The organism is Acinetobacter sp. WCHA45 (assembly GCF_002165255.2).
Classification (GTDB): Bacteria; Pseudomonadota; Gammaproteobacteria; order Pseudomonadales; family Moraxellaceae; genus Acinetobacter.
In genome coordinates this window covers 1,173,042-1,185,805 of sequence record NZ_CP028561.1, presented here as the reverse complement: position 1 = coordinate 1,185,805, position 12,764 = coordinate 1,173,042, and the positions used below count along the sequence as shown (strand labels likewise).

General features: G+C 38.9%; 11 protein-coding genes. 6 read left to right on the top strand and 5 right to left on the bottom strand.

Features of this window, described 5'->3' with window-relative positions; all coding sequences use genetic code 11:
• Positions 1-6 precede the first annotated feature (6 nt).
• From hscB to fdx, 3 genes are read left to right on the top strand one after another with little or no spacing between them, the layout of a single operon-like run.
• A complete protein-coding gene (gene hscB / locus CDG55_RS07020) occupies positions 7-525 on the top strand; it encodes a Fe-S protein assembly co-chaperone HscB (protein ID WP_005160815.1) in 519 nt (172 codons plus the stop codon).
• Between the two features lie 38 nt (positions 526-563).
• Complete coding sequence (hscA, locus tag CDG55_RS07015) at positions 564-2,423, top strand: Fe-S protein assembly chaperone HscA (RefSeq protein WP_087536859.1); 1,860 nt, start codon at positions 564-566, stop codon at positions 2,421-2,423.
• Positions 2,424-2,440: 17 nt separating this feature from the next.
• The gene (gene fdx / locus CDG55_RS07010) at positions 2,441-2,779 is read left to right on the top strand and encodes an ISC system 2Fe-2S type ferredoxin (RefSeq protein WP_087536858.1); all 339 of its coding nucleotides are present in this window, start codon (positions 2,441-2,443) and stop codon (positions 2,777-2,779) included.
• A 51-nt stretch (positions 2,780-2,830) separates the two neighbouring features.
• Here fdx and CDG55_RS07005 read toward each other — a convergent pair whose 3' ends face one another.
• The 5 genes from CDG55_RS07005 to aceI form a co-directional block, all read right to left on the bottom strand.
• Entirely contained in the window at positions 2,831-3,601 is a 771-nt protein-coding gene (locus CDG55_RS07005) for a hypothetical protein (RefSeq protein ID WP_087536857.1), read from the bottom strand.
• A gap of 32 nt (positions 3,602-3,633) precedes the next feature.
• Positions 3,634-5,070 (bottom strand): adenylate/guanylate cyclase domain-containing protein, encoded by a 1,437-nt coding sequence (locus CDG55_RS07000; RefSeq protein ID WP_087536856.1) that lies wholly within the window; start codon positions 5,068-5,070, stop codon positions 3,634-3,636.
• Positions 5,071-5,121: 51 nt separating this feature from the next.
• Positions 5,122-5,556 (bottom strand): HIT domain-containing protein, encoded by a 435-nt coding sequence (locus tag CDG55_RS06995; RefSeq protein ID WP_005160827.1) that lies wholly within the window; start codon positions 5,554-5,556, stop codon positions 5,122-5,124.
• Positions 5,557-5,753: 197 nt separating this feature from the next.
• Positions 5,754-9,215 carry a transcription-repair coupling factor gene (mfd, locus tag CDG55_RS06990; RefSeq protein ID WP_087536855.1) on the bottom strand — a complete coding sequence of 1,154 codons (3,462 nt, stop codon included), beginning with the start codon at positions 9,213-9,215 and terminating at the stop codon, positions 5,754-5,756.
• A 298-nt stretch (positions 9,216-9,513) separates the two neighbouring features.
• A complete protein-coding gene (gene aceI / locus CDG55_RS06985; protein ID WP_087536854.1) occupies positions 9,514-9,942 on the bottom strand; it encodes a chlorhexidine efflux PACE transporter AceI in 429 nt (142 codons plus the stop codon).
• A 101-nt stretch (positions 9,943-10,043) separates the two neighbouring features.
• On the opposite strand from aceI, the gene CDG55_RS06980 reads away from it, so the two are divergent.
• From CDG55_RS06980 to leuE, 3 genes are all read left to right on the top strand, one after another.
• Complete coding sequence (locus tag CDG55_RS06980; RefSeq protein ID WP_087536853.1) at positions 10,044-10,943, top strand: LysR family transcriptional regulator; 900 nt, start codon at positions 10,044-10,046, stop codon at positions 10,941-10,943.
• A 102-nt stretch (positions 10,944-11,045) separates the two neighbouring features.
• Entirely contained in the window at positions 11,046-12,035 is a 990-nt protein-coding gene (tal, locus tag CDG55_RS06975) for a transaldolase (RefSeq protein ID WP_087536852.1), read from the top strand.
• Between the two features lie 72 nt (positions 12,036-12,107).
• Entirely contained in the window at positions 12,108-12,758 is a 651-nt protein-coding gene (leuE, locus tag CDG55_RS06970) for a leucine efflux protein LeuE (RefSeq protein WP_087536851.1), read from the top strand.
• The last annotated feature ends 6 nt before the right edge of the window (positions 12,759-12,764 follow it).

The window sequence follows — 12,764 nt, the reverse complement described above, 5'->3', positions numbered from 1 at the left end:
TCTCCCATGAATCATTTTGAGTTGTTCCAATTACCAGAAGCACTCGATATAGATTTAGCAGCTTTAAAAAAACAATTTTTAAGTTTGCAACAGCAATATCATCCCGATAAAGCCACTGACAAAGATCAAGCATTGATCAAGTCGAGTGAAATCAATCAAGCGTATAAAGTGCTCTCACAAGTTGATAGTCGTGCGGCGTATTTACTTGGCTTAAAAAAACAAGATCATCACTTGGATCAGTCCATTAGCGATTTTGAATTTTTACAATCTGCACTCGAAATGCGTGAACAGCTTGATGAGGCCGCCTCTACCGAGCAACTTCGCACCTTAAAAGTTGAAGTTCAGCAATGGATTGACGGGTTAGTTCGTGAATTTAAAATTGATTTTGCTGAAGAAGACTGGGCTGAGGCTCGTGATACCGTTCGTAAACTACGTTTTTTTCAACGTGTAATGAATGATATTGATAAAGCTGAAGATCGTATGTTGGACGAAGAAGATAGCTTCGATCTCGATGATGATTTTTAATCCGCTGTTACCAAATATTTTCAAGGGATACCTCACGCATGGCACTTTTGCAAATTGCTGAACCAGGTCAATCTACTGCTCCGCATCAACATCGTATTGCGATCGGCATTGACTTAGGGACAACCCACTCTTTAGTGGCGACAGTGCTATCGGGAAAACCGAAAGTTCTGCAAGATGACAAAGATCGTGTATTACTGCCGTCGATTGTTCATTACGCAAAAGATTCAACGACGTTTGGTTATGAAGCCAAGCCGTTTATGATGACTGACCCCAAAAATACTGTTGTTTCAGTAAAACGTTTTATGGGTCGCTCACAAGCAGATATCAAATTCCAGCATCCGTATACACTTGTTGGTGCAGAAAATGAGATGCCAGCATTTGAAACTACTGCTGGTCGTAAAACGCCTGTCGAAATTTCTGCAGACATTTTAAAACAGTTAAAAGATCGTGCCGAAGCAAGTTTAAAGAACCCTATCAACGGTGCAGTGATCACTGTTCCAGCATATTTTGATGAAGCACAACGCCAAGCGACACGTGATGCTGCTCAACTTGCAGGTTTAAATGTTTTACGTTTGTTGAATGAACCTACTGCGGCAGCTGTTGCCTATGGATTAGACCAAGATACTAACTTGAGCACCGATCGTAACTACGTGATTTACGACCTTGGTGGTGGTACATTTGACGTTTCTATTTTACGTTTCTCACAAGGTGTTTTTGAAGTTCTTGCGACTGGTGGACATACCGCGCTTGGTGGTGATGACCTTGACCGCTTAATCGTAAAATGGGCAAAAAAACAGCTTAATATCGAAACTTTAAGCGATGAAGAATATGCTGTTTTTGTTGTTGCAGCGCGTCAAGCCAAAGAATATTTAACAGATCATGAATCTGCTGAATTAAAATTACTGGATGATCGCCTCACTTTAGATCGCCCAACTTTTGAATCGATTATTCAAGTTGCACTCGATAAAACCATGAGTGTATGTAAACGTGTACTGCGTGATGCTAAACTTGAACTCGATGAAATCGAACATGTGGTTTTAGTAGGTGGTTCAACACGTTCATATGCCGTACAAAAAGCTGTACGCGAATTATTTGAACGTGAACCACTCTGTACGATCAATCCTGATGAAGTCGTTGCAATTGGCGCATCTATTACCGCCAACCAGCTCATTGGCAACAGTCAAGATGGTTCATTATTACTTGATGTCACGCCACTTTCTCTTGGTCTAGAAACCATGGGGGGATTGGTTGAACGTTTGATTTCACGAAATACCGCAATTCCTGTAGCTCGCCGTCAAGAATTCACCACTTATCAAGATGGACAAACAGCGATGTTGATTCATGTGGTACAAGGTGAACGTGATTTAGTCGAGCATTGTCGTTCATTGGGTCGCTTTGTTTTACATGGCATCCCACCAATGACTGCTGGTCAAGCACGCATTGAAGTAACCTTCCAAGTTGATGCGGATGGCTTACTGACAGTATCGGCAAAAGAAACCACTTCTGGTGTTCAAGCGCAAATTGATATCAAACCATCTTATGGTCTATCTGCAGCAGATACTGAACGCCTATTGGTTGAAGGTTTCCAACATGCGGAAGAAGACAAACAATTGCGCCATCTGCAAGAAACAAAAGTGGAAGCACAACGTGAGTTGGAAGCTTTAGAACAAGCGTTAAAAGCAGATACCGATTTACTCTCTCAACAACAAGCACGAGATCTAATTCTTGCTGCTGAAGCGTTAAAAACTCGTCTTAAAACCGATGAGCTTGCAGCGATTGAACATGCTGTTCAACAACTTAAAATTCACAGCGATGCCTTTGCAGCACTTCGTATGAATCGACATATTGACCATGCCTTAAAAGGTACAAAACTTGAAGATTGGTCAAACTCAAACTAAAGGTATAGGTGATCAATATGCCACGTATTAAAGTTCTTCCTCATTCACTCATTTGCCCTGAAGGTGCAGAATTTGAAGTCGAACAAAACGCCAATTTATGCCAAAGCTTATTGAAACAAGGCATTAAAATTGAACATGCTTGCGACATGTCTGCGGCATGTACAACTTGCCACGTGATTGTTCGTAAAGGTTTTGACAGCCTTGAAGAAATGAACGATGTTGAAGCAGATCTACTTGATCGTGCATGGGGTTTAGAGCCTGACTCTCGCCTGTCATGTCAAGTTGAGATCGTTGATGAAGATTTAGAAATTGAAATTCCGAAATATACGATTAATCATGCTTCGGAAAATCACTAAGCTTCATTCATAAAAAACTCCTCTTTATTAGAGGAGTTTTTTAATCCAAGTTTATTGATCAACATCACAATCCTCAAAATATTGCCAAATAGACTCCACATGATCTCTATAAGCACCTTTATCTATAGGTAGATCATATAATATTTGCAAATCTGGATTATATTTGAGTAATTGTGCCATATTGGTCAATTGAATATTCTGCTCAAAATCCAAACTATTTTCAGAAAAATCATGTGCATCCACATGACAATACATTTGCCAGTCTCCGCCTGCGTGAGATACCCAACGTATTGGCAATTTTCCATCAATAACACAAGAACAGGCAATAACCCCTAAATATTGTGGGAATGCTTTGTATGCTTGCGGATTAAAATCTCTGGTGAAAGGCGTCGCATCCATCACTTCCTGATAGCCTGTAAATGCAATTCCTCGTTTCGCAAAGAAATTTTCAATATCACCATCTTGACGTTTTGCATTATTCAACCAGATTACTTGCCACTCAGTTAGACGTTCTCCACGATCAGCAGTAAATACGCCTGTTTGAGGTTCATTAATCCAACAGCTTTGACGTATCAAAACCAAAGGATGTTCCGCTCCAGCTGTTTGTTCGGAAAACTGTTGAGCATCTTCATAACTAGAAAATGCACAATAATAATCTTGCCCCTCATATTCATCTAGCGCACCACGTTCTGGGTGACACCAAACTCGATATTCAAGAACATCATCATAAAAATAACCTGCACCAGACTTTACCAAAGCAGGATACTCACCCACCATGTTCTCATCAATAGCCAATGGATACTTTGAAACGAATGCAGACATATTTCAACTCTATAATTAATTATTGAATATTTTTATCTTACTTCATCATCCAAAGTCAGTTTTGGAATACCCTGAGCATTGGTAATTTTTTGTTGTGTTTTAATGCGCTGAACCATATTCTCCAAAATTTCAACCAATTCTGGATATTCATAATTCTGCACTTCCTCTAAGTTCAAAACCAGATGGAAGCCTTTATAATCGAAATCAAACCATTTTTGTGTATCGGATTTCTTACCTGTGAATTTTTCCATTACCTGCCACGTTTTAACAGGTCCTTGAATCCCTTTTAAATAAATTGGCACTTTCGGTACACATAAAAATTCATTTTTAATTAGCTGATGGGTATCATCCGCAATCAGGATTTCATCTACTTCCGCAGCAGACTGTAAACGCGCCGCCAAGTTTACATCACGTCCCACAATGGTATAGGCCATACGGTGTGAAGCCCCATAGTTCCCAACGTGACAGTAACCCGTACTAACACCCATTCGAATGTGCAACGCTGGATAGCCCATTTTCTTCCAACGCTCACGCAACAATTTCATTTGCTGACGCATTGCGATCGCCATTTGTACACATGACTTCGCATCTTGTTCAACACCCTGAGAATTTGGATCACCGAAGAAGATGAGAATCGCATCGCCCATAAACTTATCAACGGTTGCTTCATACTGTTTTGCTATTTCAGTCATATGACTTAAATAATCATTAAGTAAAAAAGCTAAATCATCAGGAATAAGGCTTTCTGAAAGCTCAGTAAACCCTTGAATATCAGAGAAGAAAACCGTTAATTTTTTACGTTTATATTCAATTTTTGCCTCAGCCTCACCCCGCATAATCGATTGCCATAACTGAAGTGGAGCATAACGACTGAGCTGGTTGGCAAACGCAATATAGCGCGTCATTTGATTATGATAATGCCGGCGTTGCTGTTCCAGAATATTGAGACGGCGGTGCTGATAGTAATTACCAATCACAATAAACATCATCAAACCAAATAAACTAACGACAGTCAGTTCTGGATTTGTAGGCTCGAAATATTCTTCAGCAGCAAAAATTGTAAAAGTACAAAAGTAAAAAGTAAGAACACCGATCAGTCCGATTAAACACGCAACAGGGAGTGTAATTTTATTATTTAAACCAACATAAAGAAGCCCAAATAAAATCGTAAAAGTAGGAACTAAACTTAGGTGTAACCCTGCAAGTACAATTGCAACGATGACCGCTTCAAAAGCAAAGAGTACATTTTTTTGAGTATTTTTATCATATTTATACTGAAGCCATTTTTCTAATTTGGGACAAATAAGAAAATGGATCAATAAAAAAGGAAGGATGTAAAGCTGATAGTTAGCACTGGGAGAGGTAAATGCATAGATGACTAAAATCAGTGACAAGATCGAATATCCCATCAAACGATGAAAATAAGCGAACTGTCTAGGTTCTTTATCTATTAACCTATCTAGTGACACCCTACCCTCCTTCCTTGTTATAGAAGACTGTTTTTTATTCTATTTTCTAAATCAGTCCATACGCCAGTCAAATGGCATATCGCCTTGACCACGCAATGCAAGCATTAATGTTTGACGCATATGTGCGAGTACATCATTGCTATAAGGTACGGCTGGCGTTCCCCAAACTGGTTTAGGCCATGCAACATCATTTTGATAACGTACAACATGATGAAAATGCAGTTGTGGCACGACGTTACCGAGTGCTGCAACATTCATTTTGTCTGCACGGAATACGCGTGCCAATTGGCTCGATAACCAGCTTGATTCACGTAAGAATTGCTCTTGATCAGCTTGGCTTAATTCATATAACTCGCTAATTCCCGGTACACGTGGTACAAGAATCAACCATGGAAATTGCATATCATTCATTAAACGACATGTTGAAAGCGGAAAGTCGCCTACAAAAAATGTATCTTGAGCAAGTTGTGGATGCAAACTAAACATATCTTTATAAATGATGCATAATAATGATGATCAATACTATCACATCAGTTTTGATGTGAATATTATTAGTCGCCTGTTTGATTACAAATAACAATGATTTTCCTTATTTATTACATCGACATCAGACAAAAAGCAAATTCTTTGCTTAAAGGGGAATCCAAGCTGTTCAATTCGTCAGCAAAAAATATACTTTTCAACTAACTATGTAGCTCATTTAGCAATTTATTTAACAAATCAACAATAAACTGAATCCGCTTATCATACTCAACCAATTGCACTGTGACCTTCAAACGCTGTCCTCCTTCCATACGATAATAGGTTGGATTGTTTTGCATTAACTGAATAATGCTGATCGCTTGCACTGGTGTGTCTGGTGAAAACTCGATATAGCCACCGTTATTATTGACATCAATTTTGGTAATCCCGAGTTGCTCTGCCTTCAAACGTAATTGATGTACGCTAAACAATTGTTTGACCGACTGTGGTGGAATGCCAAAGCGATCAATCAACTCCATACGGATGTTATCGAGTTTTTCCTGCGTATCGGTGTTACTGATACGTTTATAGAACAATAAGCGTTGATGTACATCACCCAGATAATCATCTGGAATCAGGGCTGGTATGTGCAGGTTAATTTCAGCAGTTAATGATAAAGGCGCATCAAAGTTTGGCGTTTTACCTTTTTGGATGGCTTTGGTCGCTTTCTCTAGCATTTCCATATACAAGCTATAACCAATTGCCTGCATCGAACCACTTTGCTGCTCACCGAGTAATTCACCTGCACCACGGATTTCCAAGTCTTCCGTTGCAAGCATGAATCCTGCGCCCAATGTTGAAGCACGTTGAATGGCATCAAGACGTTTTTCCGCATCACCTTTGAGATGTTTAAGTGATGGAACGAGTAAATAAGCATACGCTTGGTGATGTGAACGTCCAACACGACCACGCAATTGATGCAACTGCGCTAAACCCAGTTTGTCTGCACGTTCAATAATAATGGTATTGGCATTCGGTACATCAATACCCGTTTCGATAATGGTTGAACATACAAGAACATTATATTCTTTGTGATAGAACTGCTGCATGATCTGCTCAAGTTCACGTTCGCGCATTTGTCCATGTGCAACTGCAACACGTGCTTCTGGGACTAAATTACGAATCGTTTCTGCTGCTCTTTCAATGGTTTCAACTTCATTATGTAACAAATAAACCTGACCACCACGTAACAACTCACGCAAAATCGCTTCTTTAATTGAGTCATCCGTATGTTCTTGAACAAAAGTTTTGACGGCTAAACGGCGGGCGGGCGGCGTTGCAATAATCGAAAGATCTCGCATCCCAGAGAATGCCATATTCAGAGTTCGTGGAATCGGCGTCGCCGTTAGCGTCAGCATATCCACATCGGCACGTAAGGCTTTAATCCGTTCTTTATCACGAACACCAAAACGATGTTCCTCATCAACAATCATTAATCCAAGATTCTTGAATTGAATGTTTTCTTGCAGGATTTTATGTGTTCCCACCACAATATCAACTTTGCCTTCAGCTAAGTCTTCAATCGTTTTCAAATGCGCTTTATTACTACCAAAACGAGACAGCACTTCAATGCGCACCGCAGTATCAGCAAAACGATCTTTAAAGGACTCATAATGCTGCTGTGCCAATAGCGTAGTAGGAACTAATACCGCAACTTGCTTGTTGTTTTGGACTGCAACAAAAGCTGCTCGCATCGCCACTTCAGTTTTACCAAAACCGACATCACCACACACCAGACGATCCATTGGTTTGGCAAGCTGCATATCCTGGAGGGTTGCTTCAATCGCGTTGGCTTGGTCTAAAGTCTCTTCATAGGCAAAGCCACTAGAGAATTGCATATATCCAATATGATCGAGCTCAAAAGCAAAACCCGGTTTCGATTGACGACGGGCCTGAATATGTAACAACTCAGCCGCAACATCATGGATTTGCTCTAAAGCTTTCCGCTTGGCTTTACTCCATGTATCTGTACCTAATTTATGTAAAGGTGCTAAGTCAGGATCGCCACCACTATAACGGCTGATCAGGTGTAAATTGGTGACAGGCACATAAACTTTTGCACCATCTGCATAATCGAGCTGTAAAAACTCATGATCCTGTTGATCAATTTCTAAGGTAATTAAGCCTGCATAACGTCCAACACCATGATCGATATGTACTACAGGCGCACCAATACTGAGTTCAGTTAAACTCCGAACAAGAAATTCTTCAGAAACTTCTTGCTGACGCTTACGACGTCGCTGCACTACCCGATGTTCATAGAGTTGATTTTCAGAAATGACTGAGAGTTGATTGCTGAGCACGAGTCCACGATCTAATGGTGCGCTTGTGATTGCAACTTGTAGCTTGTCTTTCTGAAATTGGACAAAATTCTCTACATTTTGAATTTCACCTAGAACTGAACGTAATGCATCTTTTAAGGTTTCACGCCGACCTGCACTTTCTGCTACCAATAAAACAGGATGTTTAACTTGGTCGATATAATGTTTAACAGCTTCAAAGGGCTGTTCTTTTTTAGGATCAACTGCAAGCTTTGGTGGTTGTTCTGCTGCAAGATTTAAAACACCTACTTTTTCGTCAAATGCTTCTGCTGAAGCTAAAATCCTTGGAAATTGGTTTAATGCCTGTAACACATGATTTGGCATTAAAAAAAGCTCTTCAGGCGGAAGAATTGGTTGGTCGATGTTATGACGGCGATCTTCATAACGACGAACCACTTCTTTCCAGAAGTTGATGAGTTCATCTTCAACTTCGTTATTTGTAATGACAACGCAATTCTTTGGTAAGTATGTCATAAGCATACTTTGCGCTTCCATCACCTTTTTCTCAAAGAATAAAGGTAAATAAAACTCTAATCCCGGTGTTGCAATTCCTTCAAGTACATCTTGATAAATTGGGTTTTTCTTAGGATTCGCAGTTGGAAAACTTTCTGCGTAACGATCTCTAAAGGTAGAACGTCCCTCTTTTAAAGGAAATTCTTTTGCTGGTAAAACAGTGAAGTTTTTTAAAGACTCAGTGGTTCTCTGCGTTTCTGGATCAAAAAATTTTAAGCTTTCAATTTCATCATCAAATAAATCAATTCGAATCGGTTGATCTTGTCCAGATGCATAAATGTCCATGATACTGCCACGAACTGCAAATTCTCCATGATCATAAACAGTATCAACCAAACGATAACCCGCCTGCACAAGTTGCTTTTTCTGTGCTTCCAAATTAAGTCGTTGTCCAACTTTAATATCAAAGTGTTCACCAACCACCCATGAGTACGGTGCAACACGTTGCGCTAAGGTACTGGCAGAAACCAGTAGAATACCCTTTTGTGGCATATTCGCTAAAATCGCCAAACGTTCAGAAACAATATCTTGATGCGGAGATAAACGGTCATAAGGCAAAATTTCCCAATCAGGAAAAATCGTTGGTTTTATTCCGTAAAATTCAAGTTCACTTTCGAGCTGAGCAAGATGCTGATTATTTCTCGCAACAATCACATATAGATTTGAACTTTGCGTGGCAATTTCTTTAAATAATAATGCTGCTGATGATCCACGTAAGGAACCAATCCAGCGCTTTTCGCCTGCTTTGAATTGTTGTAGGTTTAATTGAAAGATTTCTTGTTGAAACATAGAGAAAATCATGTAATCGAAAAGACAATGCGCTTAGTTTAGCATGGAGTTTTTTTAGGGATGTGAATTTTCTATTCTGTTTGAGATCTACTTAGGCTATTTAGCTTCTAAGACAATTGATCAGCTACCATATAGATCAATATATAAAAGAAATAACGAAACCATGAATTATCACAAAAGTTTTCCAGAAATGATCCGTATCCATAATAAGTATCAAAAATCCTTTTTATTTTAATCAATTATGTGCTTTTAAGGCATTGTTTAAAAGAGTCTACTAAACAATGCCTTTATTTATATATCAAGATGCAAATTTCACATCAGGAAAGAAACGCTCCTCTACCATGTCATAACACCATTGGAAGATAAAGGTATAAACCAAAATACACATCGTTAGACCAAAATCTAAAATTAATGCATCAATAAAGCTCATCTTCATCATATAAGCAATAATTGGAATGGTCGCAAGCATCAAACCACCCTCAAAACCAACCGCATGCAAGATACGCACAGGAATCGTTCGTTTCCACTGATATTTATGTTCAACTTTCTCAAAATAATGGTTAAAAATCATGTTCCAAATCACTGAAATGATGGCCATGATTACACCTAGAATACCAGTCACCTCTAAAGGCATACTAAAAATAAAACTTAACGCAATTGCGATGATGACCAATAAGATCACTTCATAGCTAATTGCATGAATGAGTCTTCTTCTGGAAATCAACATTTTCTAACACTCTTTTATTTGGATACGCGCCATTTTATTTTTATAATTTTGATTAATCTAATCAGGTTCTTTCACTTTTTTTGATAGATTAGTTTTGACAGATGAATATTAATCAAGAACAACTTCTGATGTTTCAGACCGTAATCGAAACAGGTTCATTTTCGGCTGCTGCTCGGAAACTCGGCAAAGTTCCTTCGGCAGTGAGTATGTCAATTGCCAATTTAGAAATTGATCTGAATCTCAATTTATTCGAGCGAATTGGACGTGAACCTACACCAACACCTGCGGCAATGGTTTTATATGAGAAAACTCAACAGCTTTTGATTGAAATCAATCAATGGAAACAACATGCTCATGCACTCAGCGCTGGACTAGAGTCAACTTTAAACATTGTCGTGGTTTCTGAATTGCTACATACCAATTGGACCGATTACATTACGTTGCTTGAACAACATTTTCCAAATCTGACTATTAATATTTTTTCTGCTCCTCAGGAAGATGCTTTACAGATGTTACTGGATCAGTCTGCACAACTTGCACTGATGTTTGAACGAGAACAATTAGATAGTCGTGAACAATTTGTTGAATTAAAAAGAGAAGCTCTTGTTCCAGTGATTGCTCAAGGTCATGCTTTAGCCCAATTTGAGCAAATTTCATTTGAGCAAATGGTGCAGACACGCCAAATCGTGGTCGCTAGCCGTGACCATAGCATTAAACCTGAATTGTTATTTTCTAAAGATTATTGGCGTACAGATAATCATCATTCTGCTTGTATGATGATTCTTCGGAATTTAGGTTGGGGTGTTTTGCCCTTAGAAATGTTTAATGAAAACCCAGAATTAAAGAAAAAATTAAAAGTTTTGCAACTTTATGATTTCACCCCAAAGTTTGAATACTATGTTGATTTAGTCTGGAGTCGAGAAAGCAAGTTAGGTGTTGCTGCTAGATTTTTGATTGAGCACATTCGACAACAACGGCAACAACCTAGGAAAAGCGACTAAATTACTCAGATTTAAATGTATTGAAAGCGATGCTTTGCTTTCCTGTAGATTGTGCTATAAAGAAGTTATCCATAATTTTTTTTAAGTAAGAACGCTATATCAATGACTCAGACTGCATTACACCAATTAAAAAATTTAACAACCGTTGTTGCCGATAGTAGTGATCTAGAAGCGATTGAAAAATTTCGTCCCTTAGATGCAACAACCAATCCATCACTTATTACAGCAGCGGCTGAACAACCTGAAAGTAAGCAACTGATTGAAGAAGCTTATACACAAGCAAAACAAGAAGGCTATCAAAGTGATGAACTGATTGAACGCACCATTGATATTTTGACAGTGAAGTTTGGCGTTGAAATTTTAAAATTGATCGATGGACGTGTTTCAACTGAAGTCGATGCTTCTCTTTCTTATGATACTGATGCGACGATTGCCAAAGCGCGTGAACTTTCTAAACTTTACCAAGGCTATGGTATTGAGCAATCTCGTATCTTGATCAAGATCGCGTCAACGTGGGAAGGCATTCAAGCAGCTAAAGTTTTAGAGGCTGAAGGGATTCCATGTAACTTAACATTATTGTTTGGTTTGCATCAGGCCCAAGCTTGCGCAGATGCAAAAGTAACCCTAATTTCTCCTTTTGTTGGTCGTATTTTAGACTGGTATAAAAAAGCGGAAGGCGTTGAGCAATACCCGATCGAAAACGATCCAGGTGTACTTTCAGTCAAGAAAATTTATAACTATTACAAGCAACACGGTATTGCGACACAGGTCATGGGAGCAAGTTTCCGTAGCACAGCACAAGTCCTTGGTTTAGCAGGTTGTGATTTATTGACCATTGCGCCAAATTTATTGGCACAACTGGATCAGGATCAACAAACGGTTACAGCGCAACTCAGCAACGAAGCCGCAGAACAGGCGGAAAAAATTGAACGTTCTGCCCAGACCAAAGAAAGTTTTAAAGCTGAACTTGAGCAAGATTTAATGGCTTTCCAATTACTACAAGGTGGTATTGATGGCTTTATCAAAGCACGTGATCATTTGAGTTTATTACTGCGTCAATCTTTTGGTATTGATGCAGAGATTCGACCTTAATTAGTTTATTTTTCACCTATAAAAACCGATTTTTGTTATATTAATGAAAATCGGTTTTTTAATGAGTAGATTGTGTTCGGCATAACAGATTTAACCACTTTCATTATTGGTACAATCTTAATTGTGTTATTGCCTGGCCCAAACTCTTTATATGTGATGTCGGTCGCTTCACGCTATGGTATTCGTACAGGTTATGCTGCGGCATGTGGCGTATTCACAGGTGATTCTATTTTAATCCTGTGTACGGTCTTAGGTGCGGCATCATTATTAAAAGCCTTCCCGATTTTATTTATCGTTTTAAAATTAACAGGCGCTTGTTATCTCGCCTATCTAGGCTTCAAGCTATTACAAAGTGCCTATCAGACATGGAATAAGCCTGCACACCCTACAGAAATGGCGGATTTACCACGTTTAGATCAAATTCATCCCTATCGTACAGCACTCAGTATCAGTTTACTCAATCCTAAAGCGATTCTGTTTTTCCTGTCTTTTTTCGTGCAATTTGTACAACCCAATTATGCTTATCCAGCACTCAGCTTTCTGATCTTAGCCATTATTGTGCAACTGGTCAGTTTTACCTATCTGACTGCTCTGATTTTTTCAGGTGTTAAATTAGCAAACTTTTTCAAACATAATTACAAACTTGCCGCTGGAGGTGTTTGTAGCGTGGGTATTTTATTCTTTATTTTTGGATTACGGTTGGCAACCTCTACCCTTACATAATAATGT

Excerpts from the sequence above, each read along its gene's own strand:
- hscA (WP_087536859.1), top strand. The coding sequence starts at position 564 with ATGGCACTTTTGCAAATTGCTGAACCAGGTCAATCTACTGCTCCGCAT.
- tal (WP_087536852.1), top strand. The coding sequence starts at position 11,046 with ATGACTCAGACTGCATTACACCAATTAAAAAATTTAACAACCGTTGTT.
- hscB (WP_005160815.1), top strand. The coding sequence starts at position 7 with ATGAATCATTTTGAGTTGTTCCAATTACCAGAAGCACTCGATATAGAT.
- CDG55_RS06995 (WP_005160827.1), bottom strand. The coding sequence starts at position 5,556 with ATGTTTAGTTTGCATCCACAACTTGCTCAAGATACATTTTTTGTAGGC.
- aceI (WP_087536854.1), bottom strand. The coding sequence starts at position 9,942 with ATGTTGATTTCCAGAAGAAGACTCATTCATGCAATTAGCTATGAAGTG.
- fdx (WP_087536858.1), top strand. The coding sequence starts at position 2,441 with ATGCCACGTATTAAAGTTCTTCCTCATTCACTCATTTGCCCTGAAGGT.
- CDG55_RS06980 (WP_087536853.1), top strand. The coding sequence starts at position 10,044 with ATGAATATTAATCAAGAACAACTTCTGATGTTTCAGACCGTAATCGAA.
- CDG55_RS07005 (WP_087536857.1), bottom strand. The coding sequence starts at position 3,601 with ATGTCTGCATTCGTTTCAAAGTATCCATTGGCTATTGATGAGAACATG.
- mfd (WP_087536855.1), bottom strand. The coding sequence starts at position 9,215 with ATGTTTCAACAAGAAATCTTTCAATTAAACCTACAACAATTCAAAGCA.